We start from the raw sequence: 17798 nt of genomic DNA, 5'->3' as shown, positions 1-17798 counted from the left end.
GCACGGCCTGGACAGCTCGGCCGCTGCTTCATACCCGCGCCCACATCCGCAGGGAGGCCGTGGTGTGCGGAATCACGGCAGCAGACCCGATATCGACTTGCCGATCTCGATCCGCCCGCGCATGCTTGGCCCAAGCAAGTTGTTGCTTGTTACAAACAACGCTTGGTAAAGCCGAGACAAACAGAAGGTCGAGGGCACGTGATGGGCGAGGAGGACCTCCTTGTCGCCGACCGCATCGCCCAGGAGGTCGGCGAGCTGAGCCGGATCGTCACCTCGCTGCGCAGGCACCGCGGTGACATCGCAGTGACTCATGTCCTCGTCCACCTGATCGAGCAGGGCCCGCAACGAGTGAGCGCCATCGCCGACGCCGTGGGCACGGACCAGTCGACGGTGAGCCGCAAGGTCGCGGAGCTCGTGGCCGCAGGCCTCGTCGAGCGACGTCCCGACCCCCTCGACGGCCGCGCCCACCTGCTGGCAGTGACGCCGGCAGGGGCTCAGCTCTGTGAGCACGGACGACGCAAGCGCGTCGAGCTCGTCGCGTCGGTGCTGGCCGGCTGGCCGGTGGAGTCCCGCCGACGCCTCGCCGAGCTACTCGGCCGCTTCGCCGACGACGTATTGGATGCGGGCCGGCGGGTCAGCCGCCGCCCAGGAGGAGAGAACTGATGTCCACCCAAGTTGCCGCCGAGCCCGTCCCCAGGGCCGAAACGGCACCATCGGGCGAGCTGAGTCACCGCCAGGTGCTGACGATCCTCACAGGCCTCGCCCTGGGGATGTTCCTGGCCGCCCTGGACCAGACGGTCGTCTCGACCGCGATCCGCACCATCGCCGACGACCTCGGCGGGCTGAGCCTCCAGGCGTGGGCAACCACCGCGTTCCTGATCACCAGCACGATCACCACGCCGCTGTACGGGAAGCTGTCGGACATCTACGGCCGCAAGCCGCTGTTCCTGACCGCCATCACGATCTTCATCGTCGGCTCGGTGATGTGCACCTTCGCCGGGTCGATGTACCAGCTCGCGGCCTTCCGCGCGGTGCAGGGCCTCGGCGCGGGCGGTCTCTTCTCGCTGGCGCTGACGATCCTCGGCGACATCGTGCCGCCCCGGGCACGGGCCCGCTACCAGGGCTACATCCTCGCCGTGTTCGGCACGTCCAGCGTGCTCGGACCGGTGATCGGCGGCCTGTTCTCGGGCCAGGCCATGATCGCCGGAATCGACGGGTGGCGCTGGATCTTCCTGGTGAACGTGCCGATCGGTGCCATCGCGCTGATCGTCGTCGCGCGGGTGCTGACCATGCCGCACACGCCGCGCCCGCACCGGATCGACTGGCCTGGCGCCGTGCTGCTCGCGGTCTTCCTCGTGCCGCTGCTCATCGTCGCCGAGCAGGGTCGCGAGTGGGGCTGGGCCTCCACTGACGCGCTCGTCTGCTACCTGATCGGCGTCGTCGGTCTCGTCCTGCTCCTCGTGGCCGAGCGGCACTACGGCGACGACGCGCTGCTTCCGCTGCGGCTGTTCCGCAACAACGTCTTCGCGTTGTCGAACATCGCCGGTGTCGTGATCGGCGCGGGCATGTTCGGCGGCATCTCGCTGCTGCCGCAGTTCCTGCAGATCGTGCGCGGGGCCAGCCCCACCGAGGCCGGCTTCCTCATGCTCCCGCTCGTCGGCGGGATCATGGTCTCGTCCATCGTCTCCGGCCAGATCACCTCGCGCACGGGGCGCTACAAGATCTTCCCGATCATCGGCACCGCGCTGATGGTCGGCGCCACGGTGCTCCTGCACTTCCGCATCAGCGTCGACATCCCGCTGTGGGAGTTCGACCTCTACATGTTGATGTTCGGCCTCGGGCTCGGCCTGTCGATGCAGACCCTGGTGCTCGCGGTGCAGAACGCGGTGCCCCCGCGGGACATGGGCGTCGCAACCGCCTCCACCACGTTCTTCCGCCAGATGGGCGGCACGGTCGGTGTGGCGGTCTTCCTGTCGGTCGTGTTCAGCACGGTCACCGGCAACATCGCCGACCAGTTCCGCAAGGCCGCCGGGACGCCGGAGTTCCAGCAGGCGCTCACCGATCCCGCTGTGCGCGCCAACCCGGCCAACGCCCCGGTGATCGCCTCGCTGACCGGCGGCGGTGACGGCGGAGCGTCGAACGTCCTTGCCGACTCCTCGTTCCTGCAGACCATCGACCCGCGGCTGGCCCGGCCGTTCCTCGCCGGTTTCGCCGACTCGATGGCCTTCACCTTCATCATCGTCGCGATCGTGCTGGCCATCGCCTTCTTCATCGTGTTGTTCGTCAAGGAGCTTCCGTTGCGCACGATGTCCGGTGCACAGGCCAGGGCGATGGAGGACGCGGCGCTGGCCGAGGCGGGGCCGGCCGCGGCTCCCCTGACCGCCGACGCTGCGCAGGAGCTGAACGAGAACCTCACCACCACCGCCGCCCGGAACGGGGGCGGCGGGCGGCACGCCCTGCTGACGCAGGAGACCACCCCGCTCGCCGCCGTCGTCGCCGCGAACGGCAACGGCAACGGTCACGCGCAGCCCAACGGACACCACGCCGCTGACCCGCTGCCGCGCCGCGAGCCCGCGGTCTCCGCCTACCCCGCTGCCTACCCGGCCGCGGCTCCCGCCGAGCGTCCGGCCTACACCGCCGACAACGGCCCCGCCGTGTACGGCACGGTCGCCCGCGCCGACGGGATGGGTCTGCCGCAGGTCGTCGTGACCGTCGCCGACCCCGCCGGCCGTCAGGAGGCACGCACCACGACGGGCCAGGACGGGTACTACCGCGTGGACCTGCGCACCGGCGGCACCTTCCTCGTGGTCGCCGCGGGCGGCACCTACCAGCCGCACGCGGCCATGGTCGCCGTCGGCGGCACGCCGACCCGCCACGACGTGGCGCTCAGCGGCGCCAGCGCCGTGGTCGGCACCGTGAGCACCCCCGACCCGGCCACGGGCAGCCGCATGGTGGCCGGAGCGGCGGTCACGCTGATCGACGTGCGCGGCGACGTGGCCGCGGCGCGGGTCACCGACGCCGACGGCCGCTTCCAGCTGATCGGCGTTCCCGACGGCAGCTACACGCTGACGGCCGCGAGCCCCGGCCACCAGCCGGTCGCAGTGAGCGTGCGTCTCGACGTGGGTGCGACGGTGGAGTGCGACCTCGAGCTACCGCGACGTTCACGCCTACTCGGCACCGTCACCGCGGCGAGCAACGGGCGCGGCGTGCCCGAGGCGATCGCCACGCTCGTGGACGGCTCCGGCATGGTCGTCGGCTCGACGGTGACCGGTCCCGACGGCTCGTTCGTGTTCGAGGACCTCGCCGAGGGCGTCTACACCCTCACCGCGAGCGGTTACGCGCCGGTCGCGCAGATGGTGCAGGTCACGGCGGGCACGCAGGCCTCCACGGTGGTGGAGCTCGGTGCTCCGAACCCGGCCGCCACCCCGCAGGCGACCCCGCCAGCCGAGCCGCTCTTCGAGCCCTTCGACGCGGGTGGTGTGAGGTGAGCACGGTGACGGGTCAGCTGACCACCCTCGACGGCTGGCCGGTGGCCGGTGGCACGCTCACAGCGGTCGACGCGGGCGGTGTGCAGCGCGCTCGGGGCACGAGCGGCCCTGACGGGCGGATCGTCCTCGACGGGGTGCCTGCCGGGCCGTACACGCTGATCGTGGCCGCGCCGGGGCACGACCCGCTGGCCCGCACCGTCTCCGTCGGGGCCGAGCCGGTCACCGCGCTCGGGGTCCTGGAGCTCAACCGAGCGGGGCTGGCGGTCCTGCCCGCCCCGGGCACGTGGGTGATCGACCCTGTGCACTCGAGCATCCAGGCCACCGCGCTGCACATCGGAATGAGCCGGATTCACGGTCGGCTGCGCCGCTTCAGCGGTCAGGTGCAGATCGCCGACCCGCTCGAGAACAGCTCGGTCGAGGTGCTCATCGACCCCACGGGCGTGGACACCGCCGACGAGATGCGCGACGAGCACCTGCGCAGCGCCGACTTCCTCGACGCGCTGCGCTACCCGGAGATCCGCTACAAGAGCGACGGTCTGCGGCGGGTCGACCACACGCACTGGATCGTCGACGGTGTGCTCACGATCAAGGGCGTGAGCGCGCCGGTGCCACTGCAGGTCGAGTTCCACGGCACGGGGCCCGACCTCATGGGCGGCGTGCGCGCGGCGTTCTCGGCGACCGCCGAGGTGTCGCGCGACGACTTCGCCATCGACTGGAACCAGTCGGTGCTCGCCGGGCTGCTGGCCGTTGGCCGCACGCTGCGGATCGACATCGACATCCAGGCAGTACGCAGCTGAGCGGGGCTCACCCCGGCCCGAAGTCGAGGGCCGGGGTGAGCACCCCCTCCAGCGCAAGCAGCCATTCCTTGGTGGCCCGGCCGCCGCCGAAGCCGCCCAGGGAGTCCGACCCGAGCACCCGGTGACACGGCACCACCACCGGCAGCGGGTTCGACCCCATGATCGACCCGACACCCCGAGCGGCCGTGTACCCCTGCCCGCCGCTCCGTGAGGCCAATTCCCCGTAGGTCACCGTGCTGCCGAACCGCACGGTCTCGTACAACGTCTGCAACACCTGCCGCTGCCACCCGCGGGTGAGGCTCCAGTCCAGCGGCACGTCGAACGTCCGCCGGCTCCCGGCGAGGTACTCGGTGAGCTGGTCGGCCGCCGGACCCCCGTCGCCGTCCACCACCGGTTCCCCGAGCCGGGCAGCCATCCGCTCCACCGTCTCCGGATGATCGCCGAACACCACCACGGCGAGACCGGCCGTGGTGACGCCGAGCGTGAGCGCGCCGATCGGCCCGGGCGCGGGGACGGTGCTGCGGACAACGGCCATGACGTCAGTGTGGCACCGGCTCCGCAGCGACCGCGGGGAAGAGATCGGCCGCCAGGTGCAGGCACACCCACTCCGCCCAGTCCGGGGGCGCCCAGCCCTGCCCCACCACGAGCAGCCCGTAGGTCTCCGGCGACAGCAACGCGGCGATCACGTCGGTTGCCCGCTGCAGCGAGATCCGGTCGGTGAAGCCCGGCTTCTCGGCGAGCTCGTCGACAGCCTGCGCATGCTGGGCGAGCACCGCGCGCCGCGTGCGGCCGAGCAGCTCGGCCAGCTCCGGGTCGGCAGCCGCGGCACGCAACACCACGTCGAGTGGGTGTCGCCGCTCGATGACCGCCACCGTGGCCGCCACGTAGTGCCCCAGCGCGACGATCCCGTCGGGCTCGGCCCGAAGCAGCTCCACGGACTCGGCGGGCGGGTCCTCGGGCCCGAAGCCCAACGCCGCCTCCAAGACGGCCACCTTGCTGCCGAAGGACAGGTACAGCGTCTGCACCGCCACGCCGGCCGCACGAGCGATGCCCGCCATCGTGGTCTCGAGGTAGCCGTCGCGGACGAACAGCGGGCCTGCCGCCTCGACGACGCGCGAACGGGTTGCCATCGCCCGCTCGGCACGGACTGCGTTACGCCTGCGTGTAACGATGGAATCCTCCACTGGAACGTCGTTCCAGTGAGACGTTACAACATCAAGTTAACTCGCCTCGTGATCGTTCCCAGATCCGGGTTTACGCCCTCGCAAGGGCGCATAGGCAGATCTCGCGGCGATCTTGCCCGCTACCGGGTGGGAGGAAGCTCCACGTCGGGCCGGTCGCTGAGACACACACCCGTGCCACCGATGCCGCAGTAGCCGTCGGGAACCTTGGCGAGGTACTGCTGGTGGTAGTCCTCGGCGTAGTAGAACTGCATGAGCGGAGCGATCTCGGTGGTGATCTCCCCGTAGCGGGAGGCCTTGAGGGCGCCGCCGTACGCCTCGGCGGTGCTCTCGGCGAGCTCACGCTGTGCGTCGTCCACGTAGTAGAGGGCGGAGCGGTACTGCGTGCCACGGTCGTTGCCCTGCCGCATGCCCTGTGTGGGGTTGTGGCCCTCCCAGAACAGCTTGAGCAGCGTCTCGTAGCTGATCTGGGCGGGGTCGAACACGACGAGCACGACCTCGGCGTGCCCGGTGAGGCCCGAGCACACCTCCTCGTACGTCGGGTTCTCGGTGAACCCACCCGCGTACCCGACGGCCGTGGAGTACACGCCGGGTGTCTGCCAGAAGATGCGCTCCGCGCCCCAGAAACAACCCATGCCGAACACCGCCGTCCGCAGGCCGTCCGGGAACGGTTGCTGGATGCGATGGCCGTTCACGAAGTGCTCCGTCGGCACGCGCAACGGTGTGGAGCGGCCCTGCAACGCCTGGTCGGCGGTGATCATCTGTGACTTGTCACGTCCGAACAGGGCCATGTGGTCCAGATTACGCCCGGATGCGACCGCCGGACCGCGCCGAATGTCAGGCTCGGCTGTTCCGATCGAACTCGTCCTGTGTGGACAGAATCTCGACCGCGTGCTCCCGGATCCACCCGAACATGCTCGCGAGAGGCTCGCTGGTGCCCCGCCCGAGCGGGGTCAGCCCGTACGTCACGCGAGGTGGTGTGGACGGCTCCACGGCCCGCCAGAGCAAGCCGTCGCGGACGAGGGTGCGCAGCGTCTGCGAGAGCATCTTCTCGCTGACGCCCTCGATGCGCTCACGCAGCTCGTAGAACCGCAGATCCTTCTCGCGCAGGGCCATCAGGACCCACACGCCCCAGCGGCTGGTGACGTGGTCGAGCACGGTGCGCGCCGGGCAGTCGGAGTGGAACACGTCACTCAGCGCGTACGCCGACCAGTCCGCGACCTGCTTTCCACCCTCCACGTCGGGAGCTTACGTTCAGGTACGTCCTTACCGGAAGTAAGTCTCTTTCCTAGCGTTCGTCTCCGCAGTTCCGGAACGAGCAGGAGAAGAACATGATCGTGGTGACGGGAGCGACCGGAAACGTCGGGCGGCCCCTCGTGGGAATGCTCGCCGCGGCGGGTGAGCAGGTGACCGCCGTGTCGCGGCGACCTGCGGAGCTGCCGAAGGGCGTGGCACACAGGCAGGCCGACCTGGCCGAGCCGGAGAGCCTGCGCCCGGTGCTCGACGGCGCCGAGGCGCTCTTCCTCCTCGTCGCAGGCAGCGGCGAGAAGATCGACCCGCATGCGATCGTCGACGTCGCGAAAGCAGCCGGCGTCCGTCGCGTCGTGCTGCTGTCCTCACAGGGCGCCGGGACGCGTCCGGAGTCGGTGGCGCATTCCCACCTCCGGGCGTTCGAGGACGTCGTCCGGGCATCGAGCATGGCCTCCACCGTCCTGCGGCCGGGAGGCTTCGCCTCGAACGCCTTTGCATGGGCGGCGACGGTCCGCGCGGAACGCGCTCTCGACGCGCCGTTCGGCGACGTCGGGCTGCCCGTGATCGACCCGGCCGACATCGCCGAGGTCGCGGCGGTGGCACTGCGCGACCGGAGCCATGCCGGCCGGACGTACGAGCTCACCGGACCGGCACCGGTCTCGCCGCGGCAGGCCGCTCAGGCGATCGGCGCCGCGCTGGGCGTGCCGGTGCGGTTCGCCGAGCAGAGCCGGGACGAGGCACGGGCGCAGATGCTGCGGTTCATGCCCGAGGTGGTGGTGGACGCCACCCTCTCGATCCTGGGCGAACCGTCGCCGGCCGAGCAGCAGGTGAGCCCGGCCGTCGAGCAGGTGCTCGGCCGCGCGCCCCGCACCTTCGCGGAATGGGCGGTGCGGAACGCCGCGGCCTTCAGGTGATCGCCCGGCGGGTCAGAACGCCGCCGCGGCGCCGACCCCGCTGCGGCGGTCGCCACCGGCACGCATCAACGGCCCGTCGCCCCGGCCGACCGCGCACATCCGGCCCAACGCCCACTCGCCCGCGTCGGTGATGACGTGGCCGCGGCGACGTAGCTCCTCCAGGGTGTCTTCCCCGAGCCGCGACTCGACGGAGATCCCGCCCGGCTGCCAGCCCCGAGGCGCGAACGACGACGGGAACGACGTGGTGTGCCACGCCGGGGAGTCGATCGCGGCCTGCAGGTCGAGACCACCGACGGTGTGCGCGAGCCAGAAGCACAGCTGCCACTGGTCCTGCTGGTCGCCACCGGGCGTGCCGAACGCGAGCCGCGGCTCACCGTCGCGCAAGCCGAGGGACGGGCTGAGCGTCGTGCGCGGCCGCTTTCCGGGCACGAGCGACGACGGCAGGCCGTCCTCCAGCCAGAACATCTGCGCCCGCGTGCCGAGGCAGAACCCGAGTGCGGGGATGGTGGGCGAGGACTGCAGCCACCCGCCGGACGGCGTCGCGGAGATCATGTTGCCCGCGGCGTCGACGACGTCGACGTGCACGGTGTCGCCGCGCATGACGCCCTCGCGGCTGACCGTCGGCTCGCCGAGCCCTGCCCAGCTGGTGCCGTCACCGGACCGGCCGCCGGGCTGCGCCGCGTAGTGCGCGAGACGCGGCTCGAGCCCGTCCGGTGAGCCGGGGCGCAGCTCGAGCGACGCTTTGTCGTCGATCAGAGCCCGCCGGGCGGCGGCGTACTCGGCGGACACCAGCGTCTCCAGCGGGACGGGCGCGCTGTCGCCGTACCACGCCTCGCGGTCGGCGAACGCGAGCTTGATCGCCTCGACCGCCTGGTGCACCGTCTCGGCCGAGGCCACGCCGTCGACGTAGCGCAGCTCGCTGTCGCGAAGCAGCTGCAACGTCTGCGGCAGCACCGGACCCTGCGACCACGGGCCTACCTTCGCCACCGTCCAGCCGCCGCCGACCTCCACGGTGAGGGCGTCCTCGTAAGTGGCCGACCAGCGGGCGAGGTCGTCGGCCGTGAGCAGCCCTGCGTGGTCGTGACCGGTCTCGTCGCGCACCGGCGTGCGGGAGAACGCCTCGATCTCCTCGGCGACGAAGCCGCGGTACCAGGCGTCCCGGGCGGCGTCGATCTGGCGTTCACGGTTGCCGCCCGCTGCCGAGGCTGCGTCGAGGAGCCGCTGCCAGGTGGCGGCGAGGGCCGGCAGGCGATGGACGGACGTGGGCACCTGGCCACCGGGCATCCAGGTGGCGGCCGAGGTCGGCCAGAACTCCCGGAAGTGGTTGGCGATCGTCGCGATAGTGGTGGGGATCCGCGGCACCAGCGGGAACCCGGACGCCGCATATCCCAGCGCGGGTTCGAGCACCTCGGCCAGCGACATCGTGCCGTGGTCGCGAAGCAGGAGGAGCCATCCGTCCCACGACCCGGGCACGCACGGGGCCAGCAGCCCGGTGCCCGGGACGATCGTCAGGCCCAGCTCGTCGCGCAGATGTGCGGTGGTGGCGGCGGCCGGCGCGACGCCCTGCGCGCACAGCACGCGGGGCGTGGTGTCGCCCGCGGTGACGAAGACCGCGGGAAGGTCGCCTCCCGGTCCGCACAGGTGCGGCTCGACGACCTGCAGCACGAAGCCTGCGGCGACCGCCGCGTCGAACGCATTGCCGCCGCGCGCGAGCACGGCCATCGCTGTGGCCGTGCCGAGGTAGTGGGTGCTGGACGCGGCGCCGTTGGCGCCTCTCTGCTCGTGCTTGATCGGCGACATGTCTGAATCATCGCTCGTGTGACGCGATGACGGGTGCCGGGAGCGGCGGGGATCACGCCCGCAGCATGATCGTGGCTGGTCAGAGCTCCGACGCGAGCGGAACTTCATTTATCGCCGGGGACGTCATCCACTCCCGCAGAGCGCGGGTGGCGGCCACGTCGTCGGCGTTGTACTCGAGAAGCCGCCTGCGCTGGCCCTCGTCGGGGGGTGCGCCGTCCATGCCCACGGCGTCGCGGTACCAGCGCATCGAGTTCTCCCCGCCGGCTTCGGGATCGCGCCACGCGAAGCCCGCCGCCGGGGCGATGCGCTTGAGGCCCTTGCCGTGGGCGCAGAGGAACCACTCGCTCACCACCGCGAACAGATCGACCCAGCACGGGTCGGCGATGAACGCCTCGACCTCGGCGACCGGGGGGATGCCGGGCATCCCGGCGAACCGCCGCGCGGATGCCAGCAGCCAGCGGTTCTCGGCCTGCTCGTTGTAGCAGTAGGCGGCGAAGCTGCGGCCGCTCTCGCGGGCGGCGGCCCGGACCCCGGTGAGCCAGGCCCAGAACTCCGCGAAGGAACGGGCCTCGTCGTCGGTGGGCACGGGCTCCCAGGTGGCGAAGGCGCGGTAGCCCGCGGGCTCGTCGCCGGGTAACGCGCCGCCGGGATGGTGGAGCAGCGCACCCCACAGGTAAGCCCCCGACTCGCCGAAGCTCTCCATGTCGACGTCGACCTCGACGTCGGCGCGCGGCACCGGCGTCTGCAGCACCCGCCGCACCACCGACAGCCCGCGCTGGCGCGCCCGAGCCAGGGCGATCATGTCGGCGAAGGTGACACCGACGGGCGGGATCGGCGGCTCGGCGGAAGGATCGAGCGCGGCGAGATCCCCGACGGTGCGCACGCCCAGGTGGCGCAGGGCGACAGCCGGCTCCCCGCGCACCACCAGGCTGACGTCCTCGGTGCGCTCCAGTTCGGCCTCGCAGGTGGGCCACCAGGGGCAGTGGCGGCACTCCGTGACGCGGGACGGGGCGGCCAGCGCGGGTGCGCCGGTGGCCGCGGCCACGGCGACGGCCATGCGGTCGCCGAAGCGGGCGTCGTACTCGGCCAGGGTGGAACGGCCACCGGGCCAGTGGCCCGCCCGGAGGTCGTGCCAGACGACGACGTCGGCGTCCATGCCGATCACGCCGCCGTGGTCGTGGTGGAGCAGTTCGGGCGCCGGCGCCCAGCCCGCGGCGTGCAGCATGCGGTTGAGGTGGGCGAGCCGGAGCAGGTCGCGCGGCTGGGACCGCACCTTGCGCTCCTGGTCGAGCCTGGCCCGCCGGGGTGTGGGCTCGTGGAGCGGGGTGGTGAGCGCACCGCTGCCAGGGTCGGTGATGCGGTGGCGGACCACGATGACCGGCACGTAACCGCCGCCGGGCACGCGGACGAGCAGTTCGGCGCCACCACGGCGACCTGCCGCGCCGACGTCGGACAGCACGGCACCCCAGATGAACGGGGCCTCCATGGCGACGGCCGCGGCGGTGGCCGCGATCCGCTCCCGCGTGGACGCCGGCGCAGGCACCGCGTGCCAGGCCGCCCCGGCCGCGGCCGCGAGCTCCTCACCGATGCGGTTGCGGTGGGCGACCGCGTCGGCCCGGCGCTGCTCCAGCGACGGATCGGGCAGGGATCGCGGCGACCCGACCGCGGTGGGGTCGTGGTCGAGGTGCACACGCCGACGGCAACGCGTGGTGACGGCAGCGTCGAGAGACACCCCGCCGATGGGCGTTCCATCGGCGGGCACCGGAGAAAGCCGGTTCTCGATTGCCGTCACGAGGTTGAGGGTAGTGACCGCCACCGACAGTCGACGGATCCACCACGACCACCCGAACCGGTGATCCTCTTCCGGACGCGCCGGGTGGCACGGCGGAGCGGGTGCAGACGGCGAGCCCTAAGCTGCTGGCCACCGCCTTCTGATCACTCGGGCGGGCACGAGGAGGGTGAGCGGATGGGGCTCCGGCGACGGTCCGGTGACGATGCGCGCTCCGCGGACCCCACGGCGACACCGGTCCCGGACGAGGAAGCAGCGGCTCCCGCGAAGGCGAAGAAGGAAAAGGAGAAAGGACGGCGGCGCAAGGCGAAGGACGACGAGGCCGAGGTGGACCACGGCCGCCGCCCCCTGACCGCCGCGCGGGCCAAGCGGCTCATCGGCGTCGGCAAGGCCGTCGCCCCGCTCCTGGCCCCCTACGCGCTCGCCATTGCCGGAGTGGCGAGGGCCCGTTGGGACGCCCACCGCGCCGCACGGCTCGGGGTCGATCCGGGCCAGCTGTCCGCCTATGCCGGTCCGGGTGGCGCTCTGCACGCCCGGCTGTCGCGCGTGGCGGAGGCGCTGAACGAGCTCGAGTCGTCGTCGCAGCTGCACCCCACGCCTGCGGCCCGCACGTTCGCCGCGGAGACCCGCCCCCGGCTGGCCGATCTGTCCGTCGCCGTGCGAGCCGCCGAACAGATGCCCTCCGCACGCCGGCGCACCGCCTACCGGGCCATCGCAGGCGAGCTCGACCGTATCGAGACCGACCTGCTCACCCACCTGGGCATCACAACCTGACGCAGGGCGGGCTACGGTCCGTACCCATGAGCGGCGGGACTGCGGGCACGCGCCGTCCGGTGCGCGGCGCGGCGCTGGCCGTGCTGAGCACGCTGCTCACCGCAGTCGGGCACGTCGCGGGCGGCGGCACCGTGCCCGACCTCGCGCTGCTCGTGGTGCTGTTCCCGCTGCTGGCGGCCGTGTTCATGTCGGTGGCCGAGCGCGGGCGCAGCATCATCGGCACGGTCACCACGCTCGCCGCAGGCCAGCTGGTCCTGCACCAGCTGATGGTGCTGCTGCATCCGGGCCAGCTCCCCATGGGGCCGGCCACGGTGTCGGGCATGGGGATGTTCGGCATGCACGCGGCGGTCACAGCCGTCCTGACCGCCGTGCTGGTGTACGCGGACGCGGCGTCGGCCGGGCTCGTCGCCGCAGTGCGGCGCGTGGTGCCCCGGCACCTCCGCCCGCTCCCGGCCGACCGGCCGTTGCCCGCGCGGCCGGTGCCCGGCCCCGCGGTTCCCGCACGGCTTGCCCGTGCCCTCTCCGTCACGCATGTCCGGCGCGGTCCTCCGGTGGGGTGCGCAGCAGCCCCTTCACCGAACCCACACCGGAGACACCCATGTCCTCGTCCACCCGCCGGTCCGCGCTGCGTGCCGGCACCATCACCGCGGTAGCCGCGGCCGCCATCGTCGTCGGCGCCGCACCCGCGTTCGCCCACGTCACCGCCCAGCCCGGTCAGGCCGAGCAGGGCAGCTACAGCGTCATCTCCCTACGCGTGCCCAACGAGTCCGACACCGCGGGCACCGTGAAGCTCGAGGTGACCCTGCCCGCCGACCACCCGATCACCTCGGTTCGCACCACACCGACGCCCGGGTGGACGGCCACGATGACCAAGGCCCCGGTGAACCCGCCCGTCGAGAGCCACGGGCGGTCGATCACCGAGGCCGTCCGGACGGTCACGTGGACCGCTGACCCGGGCGTCCGGATCGCGCCGGGCGAGTTCGTCGACTTCCCCCTGTCGCTCGGCCCGTTGCCGACGAACATCGACCAGCTCGTGCTCCCCGCCGTGCAGACCTACGACAACGGCGAGGTCGTCGCGTGGGACCAGCCACCGGCCGCTGACGGGTCGGAGCCGGAACGACCCGCTCCCTCCGTCACGTTGACGCCCGCGTCCGGCGAGGGTGGCCCGACCAGCGCCGCCGCGGGCACGGCCGCAGGCCCACCGGCGTCGGGCACCGACACCACGGCCCGCTGGCTGGGCGGCGCGGGCCTGCTCGTCGGGGCGCTCGGCCTCGGCGTCGGTGCCGGCGCCGTCCTGCGATCGCGGCGGACGACAGGAGGAGACCGATGACCTCACGGACGCTGCGCGCGGTGGCCCTCACCGTGCTGTGCGGGCTCGCGCTGCTGCTCGGGGCGGGCCAGGCGTTCGCCCACACCCGGCTGGAGAGCAGCGACCCGGCGGACGGCACAAGCCTCGCCGCACCGCCCCAGCGCGTGTCCCTGACGTTCAACGAGCCGATGCAGGCCGGTTTCACCGCGCTGACCGTGGTCGGGCCGGACCAGGCGCAGTACCAGACGGGGGATGTCACCGCGAACGGCGGCACGGTGAGCATCGACGTGCGCCCGCTCGGCCCGGCGGGGCGGTACGAGATCGGCTACCGGGTGGTGTCCGAGGACGGCCACCCGGTGAGCGGCAGCGTCGCCTTCACCCTCACCACGCCCGGTCCCGGCGGTGCCGCGGTCGCCACCCCGTCGCCTCCCGGCGGCGCCCCGACCGCACCGAGCCCGACGCCTGCCGCGGCCGAGAGCGCCCCGAACCCGCCGGACGATGGCGGCGGCATGCCGGTGTGGCCGTGGATCGTCGGCGCGGTCGTGCTCGTCGGTGGCGGTGTGTTCGCGGCGATGCGGCTGGCCAAGGGATGAGACCACCGGCCGTGGGTCCCCGCGAGGGCGGCCGGCAGCTGCTGCCGGCCGCCTGGGCGGGGCTCGCGGTCGCGGCGGCGGTCCTGGCCAGCGTGCTGTCCGGGGCCCTCGCCGGCTCCACGCTGTCGTTGGTGGTCGGCACGTCCGTCACGCGCTCCGGCATGGACGTCGTGGGGGTGGCGTGCGTGGGCCTGACCTTGCTCGGCACGCTCCTTCCACAGCCTCGGGCCGTGCCGGGGGCCGCGCTGCGCGACCTGTCCCGGGTGCACGCCACGGCCGACCGGTGGCTCGTGCCGCTGGCCGGAGCCTGGCTCGTGCTCGTCATCCTCGGGATCATGTTCCGGGTCGCGTCCGCCTTCGGCCGTCCGGTGTCGCAGCTGAACTCCGCCGAGCTCGTGGAATGGTCCACGGACCTCGCCGCGGGCCGGGGGATGCTGCTGACCGTCGGCTGCGCCGCCGCCGTCCTCGTCTGCGGCGTCATCCGGCTGTACGACCCTGATCGCATCGAGGTGCGGATCCCCATGATCGCCGCGCTGCTCGGCATGATCACCCCGGCGGTGACGGGCCACGCAGGCTCCGCCCCCGACCACCAGCTCGCGATCATCACGGTGGGGGCGCACGTGGGCGCGGCGGCACTGTGGGTCGGCGGGCTCGCCGCGATGCTGGTGCTCGTGGCGCGCCACCGCGCCCTGCTGGAGGTGGTGCTCCCGCGGTTCTCGCGGCTGGCCACCGGATGCCTCATCGCGATCACGCTGACCGGCGTGGTGACCGCGCAGATCCGGCTGCAGAGCTGGGACGCGCTCGTCACCACCGGTTACGGCTGGCTCGTCCTCGCCAAGACCGCCTGCCTGGTGGGGCTCGCCTGCCTCGGCGGCCTGGCCAGGCGCCGGCTCGCGGCCGGGCGCACCCCGGTGCTGCGATGGGCCGGGTTCGAGACGGCGCTGATGGCCGCGACCCTCGGGATCGCCGCTGCCCTTTCCCAGTCGGCCTGACCTCAGGTCGGCGTGCGGTAGGCCTCCAGCAGACGCAGCCACACCTCACTGATCGTCGGGAACGACGGCACAGCGTGCCAGAGCCGGTCCATCGGCACCTCGCCCACGATCGCGATCGTCGCAGAGTGGACCAACTCGGCCACGTCCTGACCCACGAACGTCGCACCGACCACAACGCGCCTGGTCTCGTCGACCACGAGCTGCGCCTCGCCGTCGTAGCCGTCGGCGTGCAAGGCCGCGCCCGATACGGCGATCGGGATGTCGACCACGCGGATGTTCAGCCCGGCCGCGCGGGCTTGCGACTCCGTGCGCCCCACGAACGCCACCTCGGGATCGGTGAACACCACCTGGGGCACCGCCACGTGGTCGGCGGTGGTGACGTGCTCACCCCACGGCCGGGTGTCGAGCTCCTCGCCGATGGAGCGCGCCGCGATCACGCCTCCGACGATTCGCGCCTGGTACTTGCCCTGGTGGGTGAGCAGCACCCGGCCGGTGACATCGCCCACGGCGTAGAGCCACTCCCCGTCGACGCCCTCGACCAGCCCGGTGTCGTCCACCGCGAGCGGCTTGCCCGGCTCGAGCCCGACGGTCTCGACCCCCACCGACCCGCTGTTCGGGCGACGGCCGGTGGCGAGAAGCAGCTCGTCGACGGTGATCGAGTCGCCCCCGACGTGCATCGTGATCGCGTCGCCCGCGGGGGAGACCGAGTCGAGCGGTTGACTCAGACGCACGTCGACACCCTCGCTGCGCAGCGCCGCCGCCACCCGCTCCCCGGCGAACGGCTCGGCGGCCGGCAGCAGCCGGGGCCCCCGCTGCACGAGCGTGACCTGCGAGCCGAGCCGCTGGAACGCCTGCGCGATCTCGGTGCCGACGACACCGCCGCCGAGCACGCCGAGGCGGGCCGGGATCTCCTTGGCCGCCGTCGCGTCACGGGAGCTCCACGTGCGGACGGCGTCCAGGCCCGGAACGGGTGGCCTGATCGGGACGCTCCCGGTGCACACCACCACGGCACGGCGAGCGGTGAGCGTCTCCGGGCCGGCGGGTGCATCGTCGATCACGACCGTCTTCTCGCCGGCGAGCCGGCCGTGTCCGCGCAGGACGGCGATGCCGGCGCTTCTGGCCCACGCCAGCTGGCCCTCGTCGTTCCAGTTGCTGGTGAAGTAGTCGCGGCGGGCGAGCACGGCGGCCGGGTCGAAGTCGACGGTGGTGCCGGGCAGGCGCCGGACGGCTGCCACCGCGTTACCGGTGCGCAGCAGAGTCTTGGACGGAACGCAGGCCCAGTACGAGCACTCTCCCCCGAGCAGCTCACCCTCCACGATCACGGTCGAGAGCCCGTGCTGCATGGCGAAGTCGGCGACGTTCTCACCGACCGGTCCACCGCCGATGACGACGACGTCGAAGGTCGAGCTCACCGGGACACCGCCGCCACGGCCTCGTGCACCTCGTCCTCGCCCTCGCGCAACTCCAGCACCTTCCCGACGCTGCCCGGGGAATCGAGCAGCGCCGCCAGCACGGCGGCGGTGTCGTCGCGCGTGACGTCAGCGCGCTCGACCGGCGGTGGGGCGAGCAGCACCCGCCCGGTGCCCGGGTCGTCGGTCAACCGGCCGGGCCGCAGGATCGTCCAGTCGAGATCCGTGGCGCGCAGCGCCTCCTCGGCGGCCTTCTTGGCCTTCACGTACGCCGCCCACACCTCGTCCCTCCCGGGATCGAGCGGCTCGTCCACCCCGGTCGAGGAGACGAGCAGGTAGCGCCGCACCTCGGCCAACCGCGCGGCCTCGGCCAGCAGCTCTGCAGCCGCTCTGTCGACGGTGTCCTTGCGGGCCACACCGCTCCCCGGCCCCGCGCCTGCCGTGAACACCACGGCGTCCGCGTCGGTCAGGTGAACGGCGAGCTCCTCGGCGGTGGCGGACTCCAGGTCGACCACGGCGACGGTGCCACCCGCCTGCTCGACATCGCCGCGGTGATCCGGGTTGCGCACCACCCCCGTCACCACGTCGCCGCGGCCGGCCAGCAAGGCCACGAGCCGCAGTCCGATCTTGCCGTGTGCTCCTGCGATCACCACCTGCACCGCGGAGACGGTAGTCGCGACGAACCGCGGCTGCCCGGCGAGTGCCCCGTCCCGGGGACCGAGCCACCCCGTTCGGCCCTCTAGTGTCGCGGAAACGGGGTTTCTTGCCCGGATCCCGGTGTCCAGACGCAGTGTCCCTGCGGGACACCCGCACCCGGGCAATCGCAAGGCGGAGGAGGCGCCGATACCGCTGTTGTATCGGGGCCGACGACAACGCCGCGAGGCGCCGTCTGGGCGCCGGAGGCGGGTAAGACGACCCCGTTTCCTCGGCACTAGAAGTGGTTCGCCTGCCGGTTCGGGCGCAAGGTCCAGACCACGGACAAGTGTGTGGTCTCACGGCCGTCGGCGTCGGTGATCACGACGGACACCGTGAACTCCGGCCGCGTGCCGGCGTCGAGCTCGGCGAGGACATCGGCCTCGGGTCGCCCGAGCACGGCCGTGGCGGTGAGCGGACCGCGGGCCAGCCGCAGGTAGCGGATCTCGCTGCTGACGACGAGCGGCGTCGCGCGCTCCAGGAGCGCACCGAATGCCGCCATCGTGATCGCACCGGAGGCGGTCTCGCCCAGCCCGAAGATCATCGCGGCGTGCGGTCCGCCCACGTGGTTGTGTACGGCGGCGTCGTCCGGAAGGCGCACCACCGCACGCTTCGGGGTGACCTCTCCGAACTCCAGGTTCATGCTGCGGACCCACGGGACCGTCTGCGCCATCGCCCGGCCGACCCAGCTCGTGTCCGTCGCCACGGCGATCACCCTACTCGCCGGTAGCCCCACCGGACAGGTGGTGTCCGACGGCACGCCGGGCGAGGCGTCCCGCCGCCTCCACCCCAGGTCAACCCGGCCATC

18 protein-coding genes are annotated in these 17798 nt (G+C 72.6%); 9 read left to right on the top strand and 9 right to left on the bottom strand.

All coding sequences use genetic code 11. The features are described 5' to 3' along the window. Positions 1 to 201 precede the first annotated feature (201 nt). Genes ACQPZQ_RS00405 through ACQPZQ_RS00395 form a run of 3 tightly spaced genes read left to right on the top strand, consistent with a single transcriptional unit; the run spans position 202 to position 4285 of the window. Positions 202 to 663, top strand: coding sequence for a MarR family winged helix-turn-helix transcriptional regulator (locus ACQPZQ_RS00405; RefSeq protein WP_433290830.1), 462 nt, complete (start codon positions 202 to 204; stop codon positions 661 to 663). Further along, positions 663 to 3488, top strand: a complete 2826-nt coding sequence (locus ACQPZQ_RS00400; protein ID WP_433290828.1) for an MFS transporter — start codon at positions 663 to 665, stop codon at positions 3486 to 3488. Before ACQPZQ_RS00405 ends, ACQPZQ_RS00400 begins: the two co-directional genes overlap by 1 nt. 5 nt (positions 3489 to 3493) lie before the next feature. Continuing rightward, positions 3494 to 4285 (top strand): YceI family protein, encoded by a 792-nt coding sequence (locus tag ACQPZQ_RS00395; RefSeq protein ID WP_433290826.1) that lies wholly within the window; start codon positions 3494 to 3496, stop codon positions 4283 to 4285. A 7-nt stretch (positions 4286 to 4292) separates the two neighbouring features. Here the strand turns inward: ACQPZQ_RS00395 and ACQPZQ_RS00390 are convergent, their stop codons facing one another. The 4 genes from ACQPZQ_RS00390 to ACQPZQ_RS00375 all read right to left on the bottom strand — a co-directional run bounded on the left by ACQPZQ_RS00390 (position 4293) and on the right by ACQPZQ_RS00375 (position 6705). Next, positions 4293 to 4820, bottom strand: a complete 528-nt coding sequence (locus ACQPZQ_RS00390; protein ID WP_433290824.1) for a methylated-DNA--[protein]-cysteine S-methyltransferase — start codon at positions 4818 to 4820, stop codon at positions 4293 to 4295. A gap of 4 nt (positions 4821 to 4824) precedes the next feature. Then, complete coding sequence (locus ACQPZQ_RS00385; RefSeq protein ID WP_433290822.1) at positions 4825 to 5415, bottom strand: TetR/AcrR family transcriptional regulator; 591 nt, start codon at positions 5413 to 5415, stop codon at positions 4825 to 4827. Between the two features lie 173 nt (positions 5416 to 5588). Further along, positions 5589 to 6257 (bottom strand): peptide-methionine (S)-S-oxide reductase MsrA, encoded by a 669-nt coding sequence (gene msrA, locus ACQPZQ_RS00380; RefSeq protein WP_433290820.1) that lies wholly within the window; start codon positions 6255 to 6257, stop codon positions 5589 to 5591. Between the two features lie 46 nt (positions 6258 to 6303). Continuing rightward, complete coding sequence (locus tag ACQPZQ_RS00375) at positions 6304 to 6705, bottom strand: winged helix-turn-helix transcriptional regulator (protein ID WP_433290818.1); 402 nt, start codon at positions 6703 to 6705, stop codon at positions 6304 to 6306. 92 nt (positions 6706 to 6797) lie between these two features. Here ACQPZQ_RS00375 and ACQPZQ_RS00370 point away from each other — a divergent pair, with 92 nt between their 5' ends. Next, positions 6798 to 7631, top strand: coding sequence for an NAD(P)H-binding protein (locus ACQPZQ_RS00370; protein ID WP_433290816.1), 834 nt, complete (start codon positions 6798 to 6800; stop codon positions 7629 to 7631). Positions 7632 to 7643: 12 nt separating this feature from the next. Here the strand turns inward: ACQPZQ_RS00370 and ACQPZQ_RS00365 are convergent, their stop codons facing one another. Then, a complete protein-coding gene (locus tag ACQPZQ_RS00365) occupies positions 7644 to 9431 on the bottom strand; it encodes a gamma-glutamyltransferase family protein (RefSeq protein WP_433290814.1) in 1788 nt (595 codons plus the stop codon). Between the two features lie 79 nt (positions 9432 to 9510). Beyond that, positions 9511 to 11223: a TM0106 family RecB-like putative nuclease gene (locus tag ACQPZQ_RS00360; RefSeq protein ID WP_433290812.1), complete on the bottom strand. Its 1713-nt coding sequence runs from the start codon at positions 11221 to 11223 to the stop codon at positions 9511 to 9513. A 174-nt stretch (positions 11224 to 11397) separates the two neighbouring features. Between ACQPZQ_RS00360 and ACQPZQ_RS00355 the strand changes: the two genes are divergently transcribed. The 5 genes from ACQPZQ_RS00355 to ACQPZQ_RS00335 are packed head-to-tail and all read left to right on the top strand — an operon-like array spanning position 11398 to position 14888. Next, positions 11398 to 11994, top strand: coding sequence for a DUF6474 family protein (locus ACQPZQ_RS00355; protein WP_433290810.1), 597 nt, complete (start codon positions 11398 to 11400; stop codon positions 11992 to 11994). Between the two features lie 26 nt (positions 11995 to 12020). Continuing rightward, entirely contained in the window at positions 12021 to 12647 is a 627-nt protein-coding gene (locus tag ACQPZQ_RS00350; protein ID WP_433290808.1) for a hypothetical protein, read from the top strand. After that, on the top strand, positions 12593 to 13324 hold the full coding sequence (locus ACQPZQ_RS00345) for a YcnI family copper-binding membrane protein (protein WP_433290806.1): 732 nt from the start codon (positions 12593 to 12595) through the stop codon (positions 13322 to 13324). Before ACQPZQ_RS00350 ends, ACQPZQ_RS00345 begins: the two co-directional genes overlap by 55 nt. Next, entirely contained in the window at positions 13321 to 13896 is a 576-nt protein-coding gene (locus ACQPZQ_RS00340; protein WP_433290804.1) for a copper resistance CopC family protein, read from the top strand. Before ACQPZQ_RS00345 ends, ACQPZQ_RS00340 begins: the two co-directional genes overlap by 4 nt. 11 nt (positions 13897 to 13907) lie before the next feature. After that, positions 13908 to 14888 (top strand): copper resistance D family protein, encoded by a 981-nt coding sequence (locus ACQPZQ_RS00335; RefSeq protein WP_433290802.1) that lies wholly within the window; start codon positions 13908 to 13910, stop codon positions 14886 to 14888. Between the two features lie 2 nt (positions 14889 to 14890). On the opposite strand, the gene ACQPZQ_RS00330 is transcribed toward ACQPZQ_RS00335, so the two are convergent. The 3 genes from ACQPZQ_RS00330 to ACQPZQ_RS00320 form a co-directional block, all read right to left on the bottom strand. Further along, positions 14891 to 16300 carry a dihydrolipoyl dehydrogenase family protein gene (locus tag ACQPZQ_RS00330; RefSeq protein WP_433290800.1) on the bottom strand — a complete coding sequence of 470 codons (1410 nt, stop codon included), beginning with the start codon at positions 16298 to 16300 and terminating at the stop codon, positions 14891 to 14893. Further along, positions 16297 to 16956, bottom strand: a complete 660-nt coding sequence (locus ACQPZQ_RS00325; RefSeq protein ID WP_433290798.1) for an NAD(P)-binding oxidoreductase — start codon at positions 16954 to 16956, stop codon at positions 16297 to 16299. The genes ACQPZQ_RS00330 and ACQPZQ_RS00325 overlap by 4 nt, the downstream gene beginning before the upstream one ends. A gap of 272 nt (positions 16957 to 17228) precedes the next feature. Next, on the bottom strand, positions 17229 to 17696 hold the full coding sequence (locus ACQPZQ_RS00320; protein WP_433290796.1) for a DUF4442 domain-containing protein: 468 nt from the start codon (positions 17694 to 17696) through the stop codon (positions 17229 to 17231). Positions 17697 to 17798 lie beyond the last annotated feature (102 nt).

The organism is Pseudonocardia sp. CA-142604, assembly GCF_050948475.1.
GTDB lineage: Bacteria > Actinomycetota > Actinomycetes > Mycobacteriales > Pseudonocardiaceae > Pseudonocardia > Pseudonocardia alaniniphila.
This window is presented reverse-complemented; position numbering and strand designations above follow the sequence as displayed.

Coding starts and splice junctions, on each gene's coding strand:
- ACQPZQ_RS00405 (WP_433290830.1), top strand. CDS start 202: ATGGGCGAGGAGGACCTCCTTGTCGCCGACCGCATCGCCCAGGAGGTC.
- ACQPZQ_RS00400 (WP_433290828.1), top strand. CDS start 663: ATGTCCACCCAAGTTGCCGCCGAGCCCGTCCCCAGGGCCGAAACGGCA.
- ACQPZQ_RS00390 (WP_433290824.1), bottom strand. CDS start 4,820: ATGGCCGTTGTCCGCAGCACCGTCCCCGCGCCCGGGCCGATCGGCGCG.
- ACQPZQ_RS00385 (WP_433290822.1), bottom strand. CDS start 5,415: ATGGCAACCCGTTCGCGCGTCGTCGAGGCGGCAGGCCCGCTGTTCGTC.
- msrA (WP_433290820.1), bottom strand. CDS start 6,257: ATGGCCCTGTTCGGACGTGACAAGTCACAGATGATCACCGCCGACCAG.
- ACQPZQ_RS00370 (WP_433290816.1), top strand. CDS start 6,798: ATGATCGTGGTGACGGGAGCGACCGGAAACGTCGGGCGGCCCCTCGTG.
- ACQPZQ_RS00365 (WP_433290814.1), bottom strand. CDS start 9,431: ATGTCGCCGATCAAGCACGAGCAGAGAGGCGCCAACGGCGCCGCGTCC.
- ACQPZQ_RS00355 (WP_433290810.1), top strand. CDS start 11,398: ATGGGGCTCCGGCGACGGTCCGGTGACGATGCGCGCTCCGCGGACCCC.
- ACQPZQ_RS00350 (WP_433290808.1), top strand. CDS start 12,021: ATGAGCGGCGGGACTGCGGGCACGCGCCGTCCGGTGCGCGGCGCGGCG.
- ACQPZQ_RS00345 (WP_433290806.1), top strand. CDS start 12,593: ATGTCCTCGTCCACCCGCCGGTCCGCGCTGCGTGCCGGCACCATCACC.
- ACQPZQ_RS00340 (WP_433290804.1), top strand. CDS start 13,321: ATGACCTCACGGACGCTGCGCGCGGTGGCCCTCACCGTGCTGTGCGGG.